This is a genomic window from Mycobacterium sp. Soil_C_30, assembly GCF_057656995.1.
This window is the reverse complement of record NZ_JBDGJH010000005.1, coordinates 178958-198565: the sequence shown is the minus strand read 5'-3', so window position 1 is coordinate 198565 and position 19608 is coordinate 178958. Positions and strand designations below refer to the sequence as shown.

Sequence of the window (19608 nt, the reverse complement as noted above, 5' to 3'; positions counted from 1 at the left end):
ATAACCTCCTTGGTCCGAATATACGCGCGTCGGTAGGCTCGGGTTCGTGGTTGAACAGCCCCGGACCAGTCAGATGATGATCGATGTACTGGCCTACCTGGTTGCGCGGCTGCTGTTGGTGGGAGTGCTGGCGGCGGCCATCTTCTTCGGTGCCCAGCTGATCGGGATCGAGGAGTTCCCGGTGGTGATCGCGTTGCTCTTCGCCATCGTGATCGCGCTCCCGTTGGGCATCTGGATCTTCGCGCCGTTGCGCAAGCGGGCCACCGCCAGCATCGCCGCCGTCGACGAACGGCGGAAGCGTGACCGCGCACAGCTGCAGGCGCGGCTGCGCGGTGAGGACAGTTCCTCCTGAGCCGGGTCGCGTTCGGTGCCGAGTTCTCGGGCGCCGACGGCTACCTGGACTCGCCCACGGTCGGGCTGCCGCCCACCTTCGTCGCCGAGGCAGTCGCTGCTCATGTGGATGCGTGGCGCCGGGGTGCGGTGTATGCGCCCGACTTCGACCGGGACGTCGAGGCGGCCCGTGCCGGTTACGCCGCGCTGGTCGGCGTGCCGGCCGCCGCCGTGGCGATCGGGGGCAGTGTGTCGGCGCTGCTGGGGTTGGTGGCGGCCGCGGTGCCCGCCGGTGCTCGGGTCGCGACGTTGGCCGGCGAGTTCACCAGTGTGAGTTTCCCCTTCGCCGCGCAAGCGGCGCGCGGAGTGACGGTCACCGAGTTGGCTCCCGGTGAGTTGGAGCGACGGGCGGGGGAGTTCGACGCGGTGGCGGTCAGTCTGGCGCAGTCGGCGACCGGATCGGTGCTCGACGTCGAGACGCTTCGCGCCCAGGCCGGGACGGCGCTGACGGTCATCGATGTCACGCAGGCGCTGGGTTGGTGCGATGTGGATCTGTCGTGGGCGGACGTGACGGTGGGTGGGGCGTACAAGTGGCTCCTGGCGCCGCGCGGGATGGCCTGGATGTCGGTCCGCGACTCGGTGCTCGAAAAGCTGACCCCGCACGCGGCGAATTGGTATGCGGGGGACAACCCCTGGGCCACCGTCTACGGCCTCCCGCTGCGCCTGGCCTCCGGTGCCAGGCGTCTCGACGCGTCGCCGTCGTGGGTCAGCGCCATCGGTGCGGGCGCGAGCCTGCCTTGGCTGGCCGGTCTGGACCGTGCGGCCGTGCACGCGCACACCGTGGGGTTGGCCAACCGTGTGCGCGCTGAGCTGACGATGCCGGCCGTTGACTCGGCCATTGTGTCGCTGACCGTTGCCGATACCGACGCGGTGTCGATCCGCCTGAGGCAGGCCGGGATTCGGGCCGCGGTACGGGCCGGGCGGGTGCGGGTGGGCTTTCATCTGTACAACACCGACGACGATGTCGATCGGCTGTTGCAGGCGCTGCACGGCTGACCGCCGGCATGCGTGCCGGGGGTTGTTCCCTCACACACGAAACGGGCGCCCGCTTGGGCGCCCGTCTCGAGGTCGTCGGCCGTTACTTGACGTTGACGTACACCGTCTTCACGTTGTCCGGGGCGAACTGACGGTCGTTGACCGAGGAGTAGCCACCTTCATTGCCGTTGTTGGTGTTGGTGTGGGTGAATGTCGGGCCCTGGCCTACGGAGACCACGCTGGCCTGATTCAGCGGGGCGTTCGACAGGCGGTTGACGATCACCTTGTAGCCCTGGTTTTCGAGGCTGGAGATGGTGTCCTGGGCGTTGCCGGCTCCGGTGGGAGCGGCGATGGCCGGGGCGGCCAGGCCGAGGAAGCCTGCGGTGAGGGCGGTGGCGGCGATGGTGGCAAAGCCAAACTTCTTCATGGTCGTGCTTCTCTCTGTACTTCTTTGGTTGCGAATCGTGCCTCGCAGAGAGATCTGTGGGTCGCGGTTCGGATCGGTTTCTCGTTCCGGTCTGCTTGCTTAAACCAGCATGTCAGAGGATTAATTCCATTGGCAGCATTTGGTTCTCGGGTGGCAGTGATCACTCGTCGAGACTGCCGGGGGTGTGCCGGCACGCCGATGTTTCCCGCAGTGACCGCAGTCTCAGCGCAGCCGGCGTAGCAACGTGGCCCACACCAGCGGTGTCAAGATTGGTTGACGCGAACCTCTCGTCAAGTTACATTGACACGCATGAGTGAGTCCGCGTCGCCTCCGCTGGAGCACCCCGACGAATTGGGCAGTGTCGACCCCGCGGTCGGGCTGCGCGCCGTCGGAGCCCTGCAGCGGCTACAGGAGCGGCTGGAAGCGCTGCATGTGGCCAACGCCCGTGAACAGGGCTGGAGCTGGCAGGCCATCGCCGACGCGCTCGGAGTCAGCCGCCAGGCCGTTCATCAGAAGTACAACCGGAGGCGATGATGTTCGAACGCTTCACCCGCACCGCCCGCGTTGCCGTGGTGCTCGCCCAGGAGGAGGCCCGCGATCTCGATGCCCGTGAGATCGGCGCCGAGCATCTGCTGGTCGGGGTGCTGCAGAGCGCCGGCCGTGAGCTGTCCACCGTGCTGGGCGGATTCGGTCTCACGGCCGACGCGGTGCGCTCCCGCCTTGCCGCCGCCGACCCCGACCGCGGCGCGTTCGACGATGACGCCGAGACGTTGCGGGCCATCGGTATCGACCTGCATGCCGTGCGCGCGGCGGTGGAACGCGGCTTCGGGCCCGACGCCTTCGGCGACGCACTGCGTCGTTCCGGACGTCGCCGGCGGCGCCGCGGCCACATCCCGTTCACCCGATCCGCGAAGAAGACCCTCGAGCTGGCACTGCGAGAAGCATTGGCGCACAAGAGTAAAGAGATCAGCAGCGAGCATGTGCTGCTGGCCGTTCTGCGCGGCGGCGACCCTCGGGCCGTCGGGCTGATCACCGAGCACGTCGGCGTCGACCAGCTGCGCGCGGCTGTGGAGTCGCTACTGGACAAGGCCGCCTGAGCAACGCGTGACTGTTTGGCTCTGGGTTCGGCGGGCACTCAAGTCTCATGACGATCTGCGATACCTGCGGCAACGACTACGACAAAGCTTTCACCGTGACCTTCGCCGACGGCCATTCCGCGACGTTCGACAGCGTGGAATGCGCTGCAGCCCAGCTCGCACCCGAGTGCGTCCACTGCGGCTGCCGAATTCTCGGCCACGGCATCGAAACCGACGACGGCATCTTCTGCTGCGCCCACTGTGCGCGCAAGGACTCCAATGCCGACGTCAACGACCGCTATCCGGTGCCTTCTGGGGCGTGAGCACCGCGCCGATGGTGAGCAGCCAAGGGTGGCCGGGGTGGATCACGTCGAGCCATCCCCAGAGTCGGGCGAGGCGGTGGTCCGGCATCGCGGGAAGCACGCGTGCGAGGTCGTGGATGTCTTTGGCGCGCGGATTCTTCGCCTTGAACAGCAGCGCCACCTCGGGGATGACGTAGGGTACGCCGCCAGCGGTGCGCAGAATGAGTTCGTCGTAGCTCATGGTGAGCGATGGATCCCTGCGGCAGACCCAGCGGCCGTCGGCATGGGGTTCCCGGAACACGTCCAGGTGGTAGCGGCCCGTCGCCCGGTCGCGTAGCCAGGTCTGGTGCGTGGCATCGGCGTGGTCGGGATAGGGCCCCAGGCATCCGTCGCCGACGCAATCCCACTCATACCCCGGCAGCGCATCGATGATGTCGTCGAACCGATTGCGGGGGACGCCGATCTCGAGGTCGCCGTGTGCCCGCGGTGCGCCATGGAGGTAAAGGTCGATCGCCCAGCCCGCAGCGACGTACCAGGGCGCGGTGACGCCGGACAGCCGGCGGGTCACCTCCCATGGTGTCCACCCGGACCACAGACGGTCGCACTCGTCGGCTGAAATGCGGCGCATCGCTACAGCGACTGCAGCACATCGCTGATCACACGGATCAGCGACGGCAACCCGTCGGTCAACACAACAAGTGCAGCGGCGTTGAGCAGACCGAATCCGACCATCGTCGCGAGCGCGGCGCTCAGGCGCCAAGGGGTGATCACGCGCGATGGGATGCCCGACAGGTTTCGCCGTCTGCTCCACGCACGTCCGTTCCAGTACTCCCACCGGTCGGTGCCCGCCGGGTCCGGGTACCAGCCGGCGGGGCGGTGGGCGTCGAAGAGCCATTCCTGAGGACGGTTGTCGAACATCCACGCGCTCACGGTGAGATTGTGCAGGACAACATGTCACCGCAACGCGGTCTCGGCGAGATCGTCGAGGGTCAGCTTCCGAGGAACAACGCGACGGCCACGGCGATCGACCACACCAGCATGGTCAGGCCGGTGTCACGGAGCACAGGGATCAGCTGCGGTCCGCCCTTTCCGGACGTCACAGGCCGCGAGGCGCGTACCGCCAACGGTGCAGCCACCAAGCCCACCAGACACCACGGGGTGGCGAACGCCAGGCCGATGGTCGCCAGGCCGGCCACCGCGAGCAGCACCACGTACAGCGTCCGGGTGCGTGCGTCGCCGAGTCGCACCGCCAGCGTGATCTTGCCCGACTCGGTATCGGTGGGAATGTCGCGCAGGTTGTTGGCCACCAGCACCGCCGACGACAGGCATCCCATCGCGACGGCCGCCACGGTGCCCACCCAATCGACGGTCAACGCCTGGGTGTACTGCGTGCCCAGCACCGCCACCAGCCCGAAGAACACGAACACCGCGATCTCGCCAAAACCCAAGTATCCGTAGGGTTTCGACCCGCCCGTGTAAAACCAGGCACCGGCGATGCACACCACGCCGACGGCGATCAGCCACGGGTTGCTGACGATCGCCAGCACCAGACCGGCGATCGCGGCAAGCAACAGACTGATGACCGCGGCCGTCAGCACCGACCGGGGCGAGGCCACCTTCGAGCCCACCAGCCGCAGTGGACCCGCCCGCACGTCGTCGGTACCGCGGATCCCGTCGGAGTAGTCGTTGGCGTAGTTCACCCCGACGATCAGGGCCAGGGAGACCACCAGGGCCAGTAGCGCCTTCCACCAGACCGCGCCGTCCAGCCAGGCCGCCGCGCCGGTGCCGGCGATGACGGGCGCGACCGCATTCGGCAGCGTCCGCGGACGAGCGCCTTCGATCCATTGCGCGACGGTGGCCATGCCGATGATCGTCCCACGACCTCAGTTGATCGCCGTCAGGCCCACCACGAGATTCAGCGTCATCGCCAGGATCACGGCTCCCAGCAGAAACGACAGCAGGGCATGGGTGAGGGCGGTGGACCGGATGTCCCGGCTGCGCAGATTGGTGTCCGACACCTGATACGTCATGCCGAGGGTGAAGGCCAGGTAGGCAAAATCCGCGTAGGCGGGCTTGTCGTCTTGATTGAAGTCGATGGCCGCGGGCGGGCCGGTGTAGTACTGCCGGGCGTAGCGCAGCATGAAAACGGTGTGCACGGCGAACCAGGACGCCGCCACCGACAGGGTTCCGACGACGGCGGCCGGCACGTCACCACCCTTGGCGGATTCGGCGGCCAGCAGATAACCCACGCCGCCGAGGCTGCCCACACTGGCCAGCAACATCATCACCTGCGTGAAGCCACGGGTGGAGTCCTCCTCGTGGGCGTGCCGCGCATGTGCCTCGGTCCGCTCGGCATCCATCCGTCCCACCAGCAGCCACGTCCAGGCGAGGTAGATCGAGGCGACCACCACCCAACCCGCCGCCGGGGCGTACGGAACACCGGCCGTCGACGCCACCACCAATGCCGCGACGACGCCGCCGGCGGCGGCACCGGCTAGGCGGACAACGGCCGGGCCATCTGCACTGAATGCGGACACAACAGCCACCAGGGCAGTCAACCACCGTTGCTGGGAAGCGGATGTCACAGCACCGTCACGAGTCGGCGGCACCGGTCATGCACCAGAATGGACGGATGCTCGGAGTCATCGGCGGCAGCGGTTTCTACTCGTTTTTCGGGGCCGACGCCCGCACCGTCAGCCTCGATACCCCGTACGGGGCGCCCAGCGCGGCCGTCACCGTCGGCACCGTGGGTGAGCACGAGGTGGCATTCCTGCCGCGCCACGGCGTCAAACACGAGTTCTCCCCGCACACCGTGCCGTACCGCGCCAACATGTGGGCGCTGCGCTCCCTCGGGGTGCGGCGGGTGTTCGGCCCGTGCGCCGTCGGCAGTCTGACACCCGATCTGGGCCCGGGTGCGATGGTGGTGCCCGACCAGCTCGTCGACCGCACCAGCGGGCGCGCCGCCACCTATTTCGACTCCGGCGGTATCCACGTCGATTTCGCCGACCCGTACTGCCCGGACCTGCGGTCAGCGGTCACCGACCTGCCGGACGTGGTGGACGGTGGCACGATGGTGGTCATCGAAGGGCCTCGGTTTTCCACCCGGGCGGAGAGCCAGTGGTATGCCCGGGAGGGCTTCTCGCTGATCAACATGACCGGTTACCCGGAGTCGGTACTCGCCCGCGAGCTCGAAATCTGTTATGCCGCCATCGCTTTGGTGACCGATCTGGATGCGGGTGTGGAGGCCGGCAGCGGGGTCAAGGCGGTGGACGTGTTCGCCGAATTCGAGAGAAACCTGGTGCCGTTCAAAAAGCTGGTGCACGAGGCCATCGAGTCGGTGCCGCAGGAACACACGTGCACGCACTGCTCACCGCACGAAGGCGTGACGCTGCCGATCGACTTGCCGTGAAGGTTCTGCTGACCGGCGCGGCCGGGTTCATCGGCTCGCAGGTGTCGGCCGCGCTGAAAGCTAAAGGGCACGAGGTGATCGGCCTCGACGTGCTGCTCCCCGCGGCGCATCACGACGGCCGCCTTCCCGACGGTGTGGTGCGCGGCGACGTGGCAGCCCCGGACATCGTGGCGCATCTGCTCGATGGGGTCGACGTCGTGTGTCACCAGGCGGCGATGGTGGGCGCCGGGGTGGACGCCGCCGACGCGCCCGCGTACGGCAGGCACAACGATTACGCGACGACGGTGCTGTTGGCGCAGATGTACGCCGCCGGCGTGCAGAAGCTGGTGTTGGCGTCGTCGATGGTGGTGTACGGCCAGGGTGGTTTCGAATGCCCGGTGCACGGGGCCGTCGATCCGGTGCCGCGCCGCCGGGAGGATCTGGACGCCGGGATGTTCGAGCATCGCTGCCCGCTCGGCGATGAAGAGGTGGGCTGGACCCTGGTACCCGAGTGCGCACCGCTACGGCCGCGCAGTCTGTACGCCGCCAGCAAGACCGCGCAGGAGCATTACGCGCTGGCCTGGGCCGAGGCCACCGGTGGTTCGGCTATCGCGTTGCGCTATCACAACGTCTACGGCCCCGGTATGCCCCGTGACACACCGTATTCCGGTGTCGCCGCGATCTTCCGCTCGGCTCTGGAAAAGGGACGGGCACCCAGGGTTTTCGAAGACGGCGGGCAGATGCGCGATTTCGTCCACGTCAGCGACGTCGCGGCTGCGAATGTGGCGGCGGTGGAAAATGACAGCAACGGCTTTCTCGCCGCCAATGTATGCTCAGGACAACCGATTTCGATCCTGCAGGTCGCCGATCTGGTGTGTGAGGCACGCGGCGGCCCGGCCCCGGAGATCACCGGGCAGTACCGCAGTGGCGATGTCCGCCATATCGTCGCCTCGCCGGAGGGGGCCGCGCAGACGCTGGGGTTTCGCGCCGCGGTGTCGCCGCGGGACGGCTTGCGGGATTTTGCGTTCGCCCCGCTGCGAGATTAGGTCCGGTCGACGCGGGTCCCAGATCGTCTGAGGTGCTGTGAATCGAGCCATGGCCAAACGCATTCATCAGGTGCCCTCCTGCTGCAGTGAGCGCGGGTGGGCGTACGGTCTCACGCCCACCCGCGTGTGGGGTGCTATCGCCCGGCCAGGAGCCCGCCGTCCACGACGATCTCCGCGCCCGAGACGTAGGAGGCACGATCTGACGCGAGGAAGACGACAACCTCGGACACCTCACCTGCCTGTGAGAAGCGCCGCAACGGGATCTGCTGATGCAGAACGTCAACGGCGCCGTCTGCGAGCTGGTTCAACTCCTCATCCAGCATGGCGGTCTGGATGTAGCCCGGGTGGACACTGTTGCAACGAATTCCGAGTGGACCGTATGTGCAGGCCAGAGCTTTCGACAGCGTGGTCACTGCCCCCTTTGATGCGGTGTAGGCGACGTACCCCTCTGCGGCGATGAGTCCGAATATCGACGAGATGTTGACAATCGACGCGGACCGGCTGCGCTTCAACAACGGCAGAGCGGTCTTGGCTCCCAGGAAAACCCCGGTCGTGTTGATGTCCAAGGTGCGGCGCCACGACTCTTCGGTTGCGTCCTCCAATCTGGCCATATCGAGAATGCCGGCGTTGTTCACCAAAACGTCGAGGCAGTCATGCGTGGCCGCGATCGTCTCGATCACCCGCTGCCATGACGACGAATCGGTGACGTCGAGATCGTGGGCGTGAACCTCGAGACCCTTCGACTGCAACTGCTCGGCCAGGGTCTGCGCCAGGTCATACTGGACGTCGCCGAAATGTACGACGGCACCTTCCTCGGCCAGTCGACGGACGTGTTCGGCACCCATGCCGCGGGCGCCCCCCGACACCAGTGCCACCTTTCCGTCAAGGAGCAGCTGGGATGAGTAGGACATGCTTTGTCTCCCGAGATAGTGTCGGCGGCGCGCTTCAGAGATGGGAAACCAACTCGGCGACTTTGGTTCCGATCAGTTCGAAGCTGCGGCGGTATACCTCTTGATCGTCGGAGTACTCGTGGCCGAACGAGATCAGTGTGCCGAAACCACCGACCGCCTTGTACAGCGTTTCGATCTTCGACGCGACGGTCTGCGGGGAACCGACGATGTGGAAATTGTCCACCATCCACTCGGCTGTGAGTTCTTCCTTCGGGATGGTACCGCCGGTCACCAGGTCGCCGAGACCCAAGTTGATGAAAGTCGGAATGTTGTAGTTACCCCACAGATCGCCCATCGCGCCGTTGAGATAGGCGTCGCGCGCTTGCTCATCGCTGTCGGCGACCAGGACGTCGCGGCAGATCCGCCAGTTGGCGCGATCAGCGGGATGGCCCGCGCCCGTCGCTGCGGCGGCATAGGTCTCCCAGTGTTGCAACAGCACACTCTCGTGCACCTGCTGGCTCATGGGAAAGAACCCGCGCTGGCCGGCGGTCGTCAAAGTCGGCGACTTCGCCTGCATACCGGTCATGATCACGGGAATCCGATCCTGCAAGGGCTTGAGGTGAGGACCGTGAATGTCGTCGGAGTAAGCCGGCATGTCGACGGTCCAGAAGTCGCCTTCGATGCGAAAGGGCCCTTCCTTCTCCCAGATGGCTTGCATGATGTCGATCGCCTCGACCATCATCTGAGGATTCTTCTTGCCGGTGTTGAACAACTGGGCATCGCTGGGGAAGGCGCCCGGTGCCACGCCGGCGATGTATCGACCGCCGGTGAGGTGATCGAGCCACATGAGACGGTGTGCCAGGGAGATCGGGTTGTGGTAGGCCAGCAGATGCGCGGCTGCGCCCAGGCGAATCTGCGACGTGATCTGGGATGCAGCGGCGATCATAACGTCAGGTGCAGGACTGGGTTCACCGCCGAGTGTGTAGTGCTCAGCGAAATAGGCTTCTGCCCAACCACATTCGTCCGCCCACCTCGTGATGGTCAGATCCCAGTCGATGACCTGGCGGGCAGTCCGCTTGCCGTGTGAGTACTCGCGGGAATACGGGATGTTGAAGAGTCCGAACTTCATGGGGTTCCTTCCTCAGGGGGTGATGTGGTGGTGCTGTGGAACTGCGAGCGGAAGTACAGGAGGGCCTCGACGTCGATCCGGGTTACGTCATCCACGGTTTCGACCACCTCGGCGATGACGATTCTGTGATCACCACCGTCTACGGTGCGGTGTAGTTGGCAGTCCAGCCACGTAACCGCATCTGTCAGCACGGGGTTGCCCGATGATGAGGTGCCGAAGTCGACGGCGGCGAACCGAGCTTCACCGCGCTTGGCGAATCGACGGGCAAGCTCTCCGTGGTTTTGTGCCAGCACGTTCACCGCGAAGGAGCCCGCCGTCTCGATCATGGGCCAGGTGGTGGACGTATGCGCGACTGCAAGGGCTATCAGCATCGGTTCGAGCGACAGGGACATGAAGGACTGCAAAGTCATGCCGACAGGTATCCCGTCGTGTATGCCCGTGACGATTGTCAGGCCGGTGGGGAACTGGCCGACGGCTCGTTTGAAACTGACTTCGTTCAACCCGCGGGTCGTCATGGCCTCATGTCCTTACCGGTTACTTAATTCGAACATTTGTTGAAACTGTGGCGGTGTAGCGAACATAAATCTCGGCCGGCTGGCTGTCAATAGCCGCGAATCGATTGATGGTTCCGCCATCGGTGCATCGACAATTCCTTGTTTCCTGCAGGTTTCACGACGGAGGCGGCTGAGATGCAGCCCCGGCAACGTTGACAGGTGTGGTATGCGGGGTTACGCTTTGCCAACTTCCAATGTTCAACGTTTGTTCGAATATTAGGCGGTCGACGCCGTTTCATCTGAATCGAACACTGGAAGAACGCTTTCGGCTATGTCGAGCCGCCCCAACATCTCCTCTGTACTTCTGTCGTGGAAGGAAGCCGTCAATGTCCGAGTCGATACAGGCTCCAGGAGCGCCCAGCGAAGGGCAAGGGCACCACGCTCCGGAGCAATTCAAGCGATCCATAGGTTTGGTGTCCAACTTCTCGCTCGGGTTCACCTACCTGTCTCCGGGGGCGGGAGTCCTGTCCATCTTCGCTCTGGGGCTGGCCACCGCCGGGCCGCCGTCGATCTGGTGGTTCGTCATCGTTGCCGTGGGGCAAATGCTCGTCGCGCTGGTGTTTGGGGAGGTGGTGTCGCAGTATCCGATCACCGGCGGCATCTATCCCTGGACCAGGAGACTCTGGGGTAAACGCTACGCATGGATGGCCGCCTGGATCTATCTCGCCGCTCTCATCGTGACCACCACGTCGGTAGTGCAGTTTGCAATTCCATTCCTGGCCAATCTATTTCAGGCCACGGTCACCGCCGGATCCGGGCTGTTGATTGCGCTCGGACTACTAGCGGTGGCGTTTGTCCTCAACAGCACCGGAACGAAAACACTGGCGCTCGTTGCGCGGATCGGGTTCTATTGCGAGCTCGTCGGCGTTGTTGCGCTCGGCCTGTACTTGCTGCTTTTCGAACGGAAGAACTCCTTCTCGACGTTGTTCGACTCGATGGGAGTGGCCGCCTCCGAGTCGTACCTGTGGGCCTTCATGCTGGCTGCCCTGGTGGGCCTTTGGCAGTTCTACGGCTTCGAGGCATGCGGTGATGTTGCCGAGGAAGTCAAGGATCCCGAGCGTCGGATCCCCCTGGCCATGATCTTGACCATTGTCATCGGTCTGGTGGCTGCAGTGATCGCCTATGCCGGGTTCATCCTGGCTGCACCGAATTTGAAGGACATCGTCGACGGAAACGTCGCCGACCCGATCCCGGAGATCGTTCGCGCGAGCACTGGTGAGTGGGGTATGACGATGCTCTTGATCGTTGCCGCCACCATCTTCTTGTCTGCCGTTCTCTCGCAGCAAGCCGCTCTGAGTCGACTTCTCTACAGCTTCGCGCGAGACGACATGTTGCCGGGCAGTGGATGGCTGTCGAAACTCCACGAGGAGGTCGGCGGCAGCGGAGCGGTGCCGCGCAACGCGATGATCGTATCGTGCTGCGCGCCAATGATGATCAGCGTTTGGCTGTATTTCAAGCCGGACAGCATTGTGCAGGTGACAGCGTTCGCCGTCCTCGGCATCTACGTCTGCTTCCAGATGGTGGTTCTCGCGGCCTTGCGCCAGCGGTTTAAAGGTTGGCGACCGGCCGGTCAGTGGTCGCTGGGCGCTGCCGGGATGCTGGTCAACGTCGCCGCCCTGGTATACGGGATTGCCGCGATGATCCTGCTGGCGATCCCGGGTGACGCCAGTCTGTCCTTCGTTGATCGTTGGATCGTGCTGATCGGATTGGCCTTCGTGCTGACCGTGGGCGGCGTCTACATGGTGGTGGCTCGCCCGTACGGCAGTTCCGGTTCACCCGAAAACGATGCGCTGGCCGTGGCTGAGAGGCTGCGCCAAGCACGCGCCACGACATCGGAGTAACGAACGCTACTCGCAGATCACTGTTGCCGCGCACTCACTTTGGTGCGCGGCAACAGGCTTCAGCGCTGGCCTGCCGGTACTTCGGTGTTGGTGGCGGGATAGTGACGTGAAGGGTCCGATCGGATGATCGACAGGACGACCCGTCGGAGTTCGTCGTCAGGAAGATAGGCGTCGCCGACGATGCGCTGCATCACTGCTCCGTCCCACAGTGCCTCGATGGCAGTCGCGGTGGTGGCGCCGCAGTATGCGGCCACCCCTGACTTGGCGCGTACCGACCATTTGCGAACCAGCATGCGATAACGCCTGTCTCGAGCGGCCTCGACATACAGTTCCCACATCAGGATGGCGGTGTCGCTGTCGTCGGCCAGTGAGTCGATCAGGGCAAGAACCGCGTCGGCGAGCTCCTCGTCATTGCGGGCAGCGCTGAAGCTGTTCTCGTAGGTTCGGGAGACGCGTTCGACGTACACGCTGAACGCGTCGAGCAGGAGATCGTTGAGATCTCCGTAGTGGTAATTGACAGTACCCAGCGACATGTTCGCGGCCGCGCAGACTCGACGGTGCGTGACACCTTTGACACCGGAATCGGTGATCACCCGCAAGGCCGCGTCCATCAACGCTGCCCTGGTGGCCTCAGAGCGATCACTCTTGTTTCGAGCCAACCTGGCCTCTCCGTGGAGTGGGAATGTGCTGCGGCAATGCAATGTGTCGAGGATAGCCTGACTCTGGGAACCACTACTTGACAGGCGTCAATTGTGTGGGGCAATACTGATCGGGTGAAGACACCGATTTGCGACCGCTTCGGCATCGAGTTCCCGTTGTTCGCGTTCAGCCACTGCCGCGACGTGGTGGCTGCCGTGACGAATGCGGGCGGGTTCGGGGTGCTGGGCGGGACGGCGTTCACCCCTGACCAGCTCGAGCAGGAACTGGCCTGGATCGACAGCGAGGTCCGCGGCAAGCCCTACGGCGTCGACATCATCGTGCCCGCCAAGTTCGAGGGCAAAGGCGAGTCGCTGTCCACCGGTCAACTGGTGGACCGCATTCCCGCCGAGTATCGCACCTTCGTCGCCGAACTGCTTGCTGCACACGATATCCCGCTCGACGATCGGCCCCGGCACGGCGGCTCCAACCTGTCGGGGGACACCGGAGAGCAACTGCTGGACGTCTCGCTCAAACACCCCATCAAGATGATGGCCAACGCCCTCGGTGTCCCACCGGACTACATGATCGAGGCCGGCGCCAGCAGCGGTGTCCCGGTCGCCGCGCTGGTCGGCGCCAAGGAGCACGCCATCAAGCAGGCCGAGGCCGGGGTCGACGTGATCATCGCCCAGGGCACCGAGGCAGGCGGACACTGTGGTGAGGTGTCGACGCTGGTGCTGGTGCCCGAGGTCCTCGAAGCGCTGGAGGCGCACCCCAGAGGCAAGGACGTCCCCGTGCTGGCGGCGGGCGGCATCGTGACGGGCCGGCAGATGGCTGCCTGTGTGGCGATGGGCGCCGCGGGTGCGTGGACGGGTTCGGTGTGGTTGACGACGGAGGAGGCCGAGACCGCGCCGCACACCGTCCAGAAGATGCTGGCCGCCTCCTCGCGCGACACCGTGCGGTCGATGGGACGCACCGGCAAGCCCGCCCGTCAGCTGGTGTCCGACTGGACCAACGCCTGGCAGCCCGCCAGGGAGGGCCATCAGACCCTGCCGCTCCCGCTGCAGAACATGCTCGTCGAGCCGGTGCTGCGCCGGGTGGACAAGCTTGCCGCACAAGGACATCCGGGCGCCCAGGCGCTGGCCACCTACTTCGTCGGGCAGGGGGTGGGCTTGATGAACAAGGTGAAACCCGCCCGCGACGTGGTGCTGGAGTTCATCGAGGACTATGTGACCGCCGCCGAACGGCTCGGGGCCTCGCTGGAGGACTGAACCGGATTTTGACGGCCCAGCACCCGCCGGATGATCGCCGGCCGCATCAACCGGGTGGGCGGATCCAGGAGATTGGTCACCCGCACGAACTGCTCGTGCACCACGAGGTCGGAGGCACATCGTGCGATGACGCGGTCGGTGTACCAGCCCAGCAACCGGGTCGCCGGCGTGCGGCGGCCCTGCACCTCGGGGATCGCCAGATCAGCGCCGGTGGCCAGCTGCCAGGCGGTGTTGATCGTCTCGGACGTCGCCGCGAAGAACCGCCGGGCCAGCTGATCGGCACCGGCGCGCAGGCAGTCGTGCAACGCGAGCGCTTCCAGCGCGGCCACCGACATGCCCTGCCCGTAGATCGGGTTGAAGCTGCAGATTGCGTCGCCGAAGACCACGAGGCCGTCGGGGAAGCGGTGCATCCGGTCGTAGCGGCGCCACTGGGTGGAGGCGTAGCGGTAGCGAGACGGTTCGCCGATCGGTTCGGCGCGGCGCAGGGCTGCCATCATGGGCTCGGGTGCCCAGCTCTCGGCGAAGTCTCGCAACGCATCCCACTCGGTGGGCGGCTCGATGCCCACCATGCCCACGCTGGTCAAGAGCCAGGTGTTGTTCTCACACTTGGCCAGCACCCCGCCGGCGGTGCCGCCTTTCTTGGCGTTGATCAAGAAGAGCTTCGCAGGCGGCTCCGGGGACGCGATCCGCAGCAACTGACTCGTGTAGGACACCCGTACGACGGTGCCGAGTTCAGGTGGTCGCTGGTAGCCCAGTGACTCGAGAAACGCTGGAGTGCGCGCTCCTCGGCCCATGGCGTCGACCACCAGGTCTGCGGCGATCTCTCGCGTCGGCCCGCCGCGGTGTGGTGCGACCGCCACCCCGGTGATGCGATTGCCCTCGGCGGTCAAGTTCACCACGTCGTGTGAGTCCAGGATGGTCACCGTATCGGATCGTCGAAGACGTTGACGGACATGGGTTTCCAGGAATGGACGGGTCGACTGGTACATCTGGAACGCGCGGTCGAAACGCCCATCTTCGCGGCGCAGGTTCTGGCCGCTGAGCACTTGCCAGAAATCGCTCAGCCGATCGGTGGACAGTTCGACGGCGCCGTCGCCGAGGAACGCGTCCAGGATTCCGGGAAACAGCTGTTCGACGGCATCGGACCCGCTGGCCAGCAGCACGTGCACGTGCCGCCCCTGCGGGACACCGCGCCGGTTGTCGACATCCTCGGGCAAAGTGTCGCGCTCCACGACGGTCACCCGGTCGTAGAACTCGGAGAGCACCCGCGCAGCGAGTAGTCCACTGATACTCGCCCCCAAAACCACTGCATGCTCGCCCAGTCGGCTCATGGCACCCCCTTGATAGGCCTGAGCAGCCAGTCTCGGGCGGGGCGCCGGGGGCGACTAGCGTAGTCAACTACCCCATATCGAGTTTTTCAGCCAGGAGTCGTCGCCGAGGTAGCGCTCGGCCAGCCGGGCGGTGCCCGCAGCGAATGTCGGTGCCAGAGTTCGGGCGGCGTCGGCGTCGGCGTGGCTACCGATCCAGGCCGACAACATGACGCGGCGCAGCATCACGAACGTCGGCACCAGCTCGAGGTGCTCGTCGGGGAGTTTGCGTACCTCCTGGTAGCCGCGCAGCCAGTCGGCGATGATACGTTCGGCCTCCGGGGTGTCTTCGATGAACGACACCACCGCACCGAGATCGGCCAGATGCCAGGACCACCCGCAGTCGTCGAAGTCGATGACGGTGATCGGTGCGGCCGGATTCGTGGGATCCACCATGAGGTTCGCCATGCGCAGGTCGGCGTGCACCAAGCCGAAACGATCGGCCTCGGTGCCGAATGCGGTGAGACGCTCGATGATTCGTTCGGTGGCGAGTCCGATCACCGTGGTGTCGGCGTCGCTGAGGTGGGGCGCGCCGCGCCAGTCGCCCCAGCGCGCGACCGGGCTGATGGTGGTTTCCAGATCCCACCGGAACCGGGTGAAGAAATCCGGGGCCTGCCAGTCCTCGACATGGTTGTGCATGAGCGCGGTCAATCGGCCCAGCTGATCGAAGCCCACCGCGTCGGGCTGCTCTTCGGCGGTGCACCCGGGGATGTAGGAGACCGCGTCGACGTACAACCGCGTCCCGGCCACATCGGCGCTCACCACATCGCTTCCGTCGCGGGCCGGGATCAGATGCGGTGTCATCACTGTGGTCTCGTCGCGCAGTGCCGCCATCCAGCTCAGCTCGGAGCGGATCGCCGACAGGGAGTGGTAGCCGGGCCGGTGCACTCGCACCACCAGGGGCTCGGGCCCGGTATCCGCCAAGTAGGTGGCGTTCTCCGACAGGCTCAGCAGCCGCAGCGGGGTGTCGGCGGCAAGCCCATAAGCGGGCAGCGCCGCGCGCGCGAAGTCCTGGTGGTTGGGTGGCAGACCTGGCATCGGAACAGTGTGCGGCACCCAAACCACTTGCGCGACCGGGCGCGTCCCGTACAAATTACGTACTTCGAGATGCTCGCCGCGACGGAATCCGGCGCAGATGGCATCGTTGTGGCGTTATGAGTTTCTCCAACATCATGGATTCCAACAGCTACTCGGCCGGCGCCACCGGTCAGGCTGAACCGCTGATCGCCAAGCGGGAGGAGATGCTCGGCCCGGCGTACCGGCTGTTCTACGAACGCCCGGTCCATCTGGTGCGCGGGCAGGGCACGTACCTCTTCGACGCCGAAGGTGAGCGGTATCTCGACGCCTACAACAATGTGGCCAGCGTCGGGCATTGCCATCCGCATGTGGTGGAGGCCGTCACCCGGCAGCTGTCGACGCTCAACACCCACACCCGCTACCTGCACCAGGCCATCATCGACTACTCGCAGCGGCTACTGGACACGCTGCCGTTCGAGATCGATCAGGTGATGTACGCCTGCACCGGCTCCGAGGTCAATGACCTGGCCTTGCGGGTGGCTGAAATGCACACCGGCGCAACAGGTGTCATCATCACCGCCGACGCCTATCACGGCAACACCGCCGCTGTCACCGCCATCTCGCCGTCACTCGGCGGGCCCGGTACACAGGGTCCGAATGTGCGCACGGTGCCACCGCCAGACAGCTACCGGGTGCCCGGCGATCAACTGGCCCAGCGCTTCGCCGCTGATGTCGCAGCCGCCGCCGACGAGTTGAGCGAGGCCGGTTACGGGGTGTCGTGCCTGATCGTCGACACCATTTTCTCGTCCGACGGCATCTACACCGACCCGAACGTGCTCAAACCCGCCGTCGACGTGGTGCGCTCGCGCGGGGGAGTGTTCATCGCCGATGAGGTGCAGCCGGGTTTCGCCCGCACCGGTGACTCGATGTGGGGGTGCCTGCGCCACGGGGTCACTCCCGATCTGCTGACCACCGGGAAACCGATGGGCAACGGGATGCCGGTCGCCGCCATGGCGGCCCGCTCCGACGTCCTGAAATCGTTCGCCGTCGGGATGCCCTACTTCAACACATTCGGCGGTAACCCGGTGTCCATGGCCGCGGCGTCGGCCGTCCTCGACGTCATCGAGCACGAACGGCTGATGAGCAATGCAGCCAATGTGGGTGCGACGCTGCGGCGGGAACTGACCGAGATCGCGCTCGCGCATCCCGGCGTCGGTGACGTCCGCGGTGCGGGTCTCTACATCGGCGTCGAGATGGTCAGCGATCCCGAGACCAAGAAACCCGACCGTGCCGGGGCGCGCTGGCTGGTCAATGCGCTCCGGGAGCGACGGGTGCTGTTGTCGGTATGCGGGCATGACGGCAATGTGCTGAAAATTCGTCCGCCGCTGGTGTTCTCGATGGCAGATGTGGACTGGTTCTGCACGGAGTTCGAGGCGGTGCTCAAGGCTCGGTAGCCGGTCGCCGAGGCGGCTCAAGCCTCCGTAGCCAGCGGCAGCCGCACCTCGAAGCGGGCTCCGGTGTCGAGGTTGTGCGCCGACAACGTGCCGCGGTGGGCCTGCACCAGGCCGGCGGCGATGGCCAGACCCAGCCCTGACCCGCTGGGCAACGACGAATCCAACCGCGGCACACGCCCGTTGGAGCCGCGGTAGGCCACGTCGAACACCCGCCCCAGGTCGGCTTCGTCGATTCCCACTCCGGTGTCGTCGACCCTCGCCCAGGCGCCCTGCTCGTCGCGGCCCAGCTCCAGCCTGACCGTACCGCCGCAGGGGGTGTGGGCGATCGCGTTGGCCACCAGATTCGACAGCACCCGCACCAGCGCGCGGTCGCTGCCGATCACCTTGACCGGCGCCCCGGGCAGGTCGGCACGCAACGCGACACCGGCCCGATCGGCGGTGATGCGGTGGGCGCGCACTACGTCGTCGACCACCTCGTCGAGGGCCACCCGGTCATAGGACGCCGTGACGGCCCCGGCATTGATCTTCGACATCTCGAACAGGTCATCGACCATCTCGGACAGCCGAATCGATTCCTGCTCGATGTGTTTGGCGTGTTCACGGACCTCGTGATCACTGACCACGCCGTCGGCGATGGCTTCCGACACCGCGCGGATGCCGGCCAGGGGGGTGCGCAGATCGTGGCTCACGAAGGCCACCAGCTTGCGCCGGGACTGTTCGGCGGCGCGTTCAGAGTCGCGGATCTCCTGTTCCCACACGGTTCTTCGCGCCTGATAGCGGGCCAGCATCACCGCGGCGGGAATGGTCACCACCGACACGATCACCAAGACGATGGCCGTTTTCTCGAATGTCTCGGTGATCATGAAGCTACTGGCGCCCAGCACCCCGGCGAATGTGGCGACCACCGGTATCAGCACCAGGACCACCATGCTGACCGCCAGCGACCAGCTCCGGGCCACCCGGATGATCAACGCCCCCAACAGGACAACGGGCACCGAGGAGGCGAGCACGAGCAGGACGATTTCGGTCACGTCAGCCGGCGGCATGCGGGTCCTCGTCGGCCGCGCTCTGCCACAGATAGCCGCGGCCCCACACCGTCTGTACCCGGTGGTGGTCACCGAGTTTGGAACGCAACCGTTTGACGTGGACCGTCACCGTGGACAGGTCGCCGTAGTCCCAGTGCCACACCCGCTGCAGAAGTTCCTCGCGGGTGAACACGGTGTCGGCGTGGGTGAGGAAGAACATCAGCAGGTCGAACTCACGGTTGGTCAGGCCCACCGGGCGGCCCTCGAGGCTCACGGTGCGCGAGGCCGAGGACACCGTCAACTCACCGACGGTGATGTCCAATGGCAACGCGCCCAGCGGCGACGGCGACCTGCGCAGGACCGAGCGCACGCGCAGCGCCAACTCACGAGGACTGAACGGTTTCGTCACGTAGTCGTCGGCGCCGGCTTCGAGCCCCGCGATCCGGTCGTCCTCCTCGCCGAGGGCGGTCAGCAGGATCACCGGCACACTGAAGTCACCCGCCTGCCGCAGACTGCGGCACAAGGTCAGCCCGTCGGGTCCGGGCATCATCACGTCGAGCACCGCCACGTCGATCCGTTCCGTGCCGAGCATGCGTAACGCGTCGGTGCCGTTGTCGGCGACAGCGACTTCCAACCCGTCACGTTCCAGGTATCGGCGCACGACATCGCGGACGACCACGTCGTCGTCGGCGATCAGCACACGCGCGCCCACGGCTCCCAACTCACCATCTCCACTCATTCGAAGCTCATCTACCTGCGATGATGTAAGGCATTCGTCACCGACGGCGGTCCGGATCGGTGCCAATTTCACTGCTACCGT

General features: G+C 65.7%; 23 protein-coding genes. 10 read left to right on the top strand and 13 right to left on the bottom strand.

The genetic code is table 11. From position 1 onward, the window contains the following. The first annotated feature begins 73 nt into the window (after positions 1 to 73). Positions 74 to 352 carry a DUF4229 domain-containing protein gene (locus AC3A6P_RS11685; protein ID WP_487691952.1) on the top strand — a complete coding sequence of 93 codons (279 nt, stop codon included), beginning with the start codon at positions 74 to 76 and terminating at the stop codon, positions 350 to 352. Continuing rightward, positions 349 to 1386, top strand: coding sequence for an aminotransferase class V-fold PLP-dependent enzyme (locus tag AC3A6P_RS11680; RefSeq protein WP_487691951.1), 1038 nt, complete (start codon positions 349 to 351; stop codon positions 1384 to 1386). The genes AC3A6P_RS11685 and AC3A6P_RS11680 overlap by 4 nt, the downstream gene beginning before the upstream one ends. 82 nt (positions 1387 to 1468) lie before the next feature. Here the strand turns inward: AC3A6P_RS11680 and AC3A6P_RS11675 are convergent, their stop codons facing one another. Further along, on the bottom strand, positions 1469 to 1792 hold the full coding sequence (locus AC3A6P_RS11675) for a hypothetical protein (protein ID WP_487691651.1): 324 nt from the start codon (positions 1790 to 1792) through the stop codon (positions 1469 to 1471). Between the two features lie 309 nt (positions 1793 to 2101). Between AC3A6P_RS11675 and AC3A6P_RS11670 the strand changes: the two genes are divergently transcribed. The 3 genes from AC3A6P_RS11670 to AC3A6P_RS11660 are packed head-to-tail and all read left to right on the top strand — an operon-like array spanning position 2102 to position 3191. Continuing rightward, positions 2102 to 2326, top strand: coding sequence for a helix-turn-helix domain-containing protein (locus AC3A6P_RS11670; RefSeq protein WP_487691650.1), 225 nt, complete (start codon positions 2102 to 2104; stop codon positions 2324 to 2326). Further along, positions 2326 to 2889 carry a Clp protease N-terminal domain-containing protein gene (locus AC3A6P_RS11665; RefSeq protein ID WP_487691649.1) on the top strand — a complete coding sequence of 188 codons (564 nt, stop codon included), beginning with the start codon at positions 2326 to 2328 and terminating at the stop codon, positions 2887 to 2889. Before AC3A6P_RS11670 ends, AC3A6P_RS11665 begins: the two co-directional genes overlap by 1 nt. Positions 2890 to 2936: 47 nt before the next feature. Continuing rightward, positions 2937 to 3191 (top strand): hypothetical protein, encoded by a 255-nt coding sequence (locus tag AC3A6P_RS11660; protein ID WP_487691648.1) that lies wholly within the window; start codon positions 2937 to 2939, stop codon positions 3189 to 3191. On the opposite strand, the gene AC3A6P_RS11655 is transcribed toward AC3A6P_RS11660, so the two are convergent. From AC3A6P_RS11655 to AC3A6P_RS11640, 4 genes are read right to left on the bottom strand one after another with little or no spacing between them, the layout of a single operon-like run. After that, on the bottom strand, positions 3157 to 3798 hold the full coding sequence (locus AC3A6P_RS11655) for a hypothetical protein (protein ID WP_487691647.1): 642 nt from the start codon (positions 3796 to 3798) through the stop codon (positions 3157 to 3159). The two genes, AC3A6P_RS11660 and AC3A6P_RS11655, sit on opposite strands and share 35 nt — an antisense overlap. Before the next feature lie 2 nt (positions 3799 to 3800). Beyond that, positions 3801 to 4100: a DUF2510 domain-containing protein gene (locus AC3A6P_RS11650; RefSeq protein WP_487691645.1), complete on the bottom strand. Its 300-nt coding sequence runs from the start codon at positions 4098 to 4100 to the stop codon at positions 3801 to 3803. A gap of 59 nt (positions 4101 to 4159) precedes the next feature. Further along, positions 4160 to 5032, bottom strand: coding sequence for a 1,4-dihydroxy-2-naphthoate polyprenyltransferase (locus AC3A6P_RS11645; RefSeq protein ID WP_487691644.1), 873 nt, complete (start codon positions 5030 to 5032; stop codon positions 4160 to 4162). Positions 5033 to 5053: 21 nt separating this feature from the next. Beyond that, complete coding sequence (locus AC3A6P_RS11640) at positions 5054 to 5716, bottom strand: DUF1345 domain-containing protein (RefSeq protein ID WP_487691643.1); 663 nt, start codon at positions 5714 to 5716, stop codon at positions 5054 to 5056. Between the two features lie 86 nt (positions 5717 to 5802). On the opposite strand from AC3A6P_RS11640, the gene AC3A6P_RS11635 reads away from it, so the two are divergent. Both AC3A6P_RS11635 and AC3A6P_RS11630 read left to right on the top strand, forming a co-directional pair. Continuing rightward, entirely contained in the window at positions 5803 to 6579 is a 777-nt protein-coding gene (locus tag AC3A6P_RS11635) for an S-methyl-5'-thioadenosine phosphorylase (RefSeq protein ID WP_487691642.1), read from the top strand. Further along, on the top strand, positions 6576 to 7604 hold the full coding sequence (locus tag AC3A6P_RS11630) for an NAD-dependent epimerase/dehydratase family protein (RefSeq protein ID WP_487691641.1): 1029 nt from the start codon (positions 6576 to 6578) through the stop codon (positions 7602 to 7604). Before AC3A6P_RS11635 ends, AC3A6P_RS11630 begins: the two co-directional genes overlap by 4 nt. A 134-nt stretch (positions 7605 to 7738) precedes the next feature. Here the strand turns inward: AC3A6P_RS11630 and AC3A6P_RS11625 are convergent, their stop codons facing one another. From AC3A6P_RS11625 to AC3A6P_RS11615, 3 genes are read right to left on the bottom strand one after another with little or no spacing between them, the layout of a single operon-like run. Then, positions 7739 to 8515, bottom strand: a complete 777-nt coding sequence (locus AC3A6P_RS11625) for an SDR family NAD(P)-dependent oxidoreductase (protein ID WP_487691640.1) — start codon at positions 8513 to 8515, stop codon at positions 7739 to 7741. Between the two features lie 34 nt (positions 8516 to 8549). Next, positions 8550 to 9623, bottom strand: coding sequence for an LLM class flavin-dependent oxidoreductase (locus AC3A6P_RS11620; RefSeq protein WP_487691639.1), 1074 nt, complete (start codon positions 9621 to 9623; stop codon positions 8550 to 8552). Then, positions 9620 to 10138, bottom strand: coding sequence for a flavin reductase family protein (locus tag AC3A6P_RS11615; RefSeq protein WP_487691638.1), 519 nt, complete (start codon positions 10136 to 10138; stop codon positions 9620 to 9622). The genes AC3A6P_RS11620 and AC3A6P_RS11615 overlap by 4 nt, the downstream gene beginning before the upstream one ends. A 365-nt stretch (positions 10139 to 10503) precedes the next feature. Here AC3A6P_RS11615 and AC3A6P_RS11610 point away from each other — a divergent pair, with 365 nt between their 5' ends. After that, positions 10504 to 12018 carry an APC family permease gene (locus AC3A6P_RS11610; protein WP_487691637.1) on the top strand — a complete coding sequence of 505 codons (1515 nt, stop codon included), beginning with the start codon at positions 10504 to 10506 and terminating at the stop codon, positions 12016 to 12018. Between the two features lie 59 nt (positions 12019 to 12077). Here the strand turns inward: AC3A6P_RS11610 and AC3A6P_RS11605 are convergent, their stop codons facing one another. After that, entirely contained in the window at positions 12078 to 12629 is a 552-nt protein-coding gene (locus AC3A6P_RS11605) for a TetR/AcrR family transcriptional regulator (protein ID WP_487691636.1), read from the bottom strand. A 162-nt stretch (positions 12630 to 12791) separates the two neighbouring features. Between AC3A6P_RS11605 and AC3A6P_RS11600 the strand changes: the two genes are divergently transcribed. Continuing rightward, positions 12792 to 13925, top strand: a complete 1134-nt coding sequence (locus tag AC3A6P_RS11600; protein ID WP_487691634.1) for a nitronate monooxygenase — start codon at positions 12792 to 12794, stop codon at positions 13923 to 13925. On the opposite strand, the gene AC3A6P_RS11595 is transcribed toward AC3A6P_RS11600, so the two are convergent. Beyond that, positions 13880 to 15256, bottom strand: coding sequence for an FAD-dependent oxidoreductase (locus AC3A6P_RS11595; protein WP_487691633.1), 1377 nt, complete (start codon positions 15254 to 15256; stop codon positions 13880 to 13882). The two genes, AC3A6P_RS11600 and AC3A6P_RS11595, sit on opposite strands and share 46 nt — an antisense overlap. A 63-nt stretch (positions 15257 to 15319) precedes the next feature. Then, entirely contained in the window at positions 15320 to 16330 is a 1011-nt protein-coding gene (locus AC3A6P_RS11590) for a phosphotransferase enzyme family protein (RefSeq protein WP_487691632.1), read from the bottom strand. Between the two features lie 116 nt (positions 16331 to 16446). Between AC3A6P_RS11590 and AC3A6P_RS11585 the strand changes: the two genes are divergently transcribed. Continuing rightward, positions 16447 to 17763: an aspartate aminotransferase family protein gene (locus AC3A6P_RS11585; protein ID WP_487691631.1), complete on the top strand. Its 1317-nt coding sequence runs from the start codon at positions 16447 to 16449 to the stop codon at positions 17761 to 17763. Positions 17764 to 17780: 17 nt separating this feature from the next. Here AC3A6P_RS11585 and AC3A6P_RS11580 read toward each other — a convergent pair whose 3' ends face one another. Together AC3A6P_RS11580 and AC3A6P_RS11575 are read right to left on the bottom strand one after the other, a co-directional pair. After that, positions 17781 to 18809, bottom strand: coding sequence for a sensor histidine kinase (locus AC3A6P_RS11580; protein ID WP_487691630.1), 1029 nt, complete (start codon positions 18807 to 18809; stop codon positions 17781 to 17783). Then, a complete protein-coding gene (locus AC3A6P_RS11575) occupies positions 18796 to 19527 on the bottom strand; it encodes a response regulator transcription factor (RefSeq protein ID WP_487691629.1) in 732 nt (243 codons plus the stop codon). The genes AC3A6P_RS11580 and AC3A6P_RS11575 overlap by 14 nt, the downstream gene beginning before the upstream one ends. Positions 19528 to 19608: the final 81 nt, after the last annotated feature.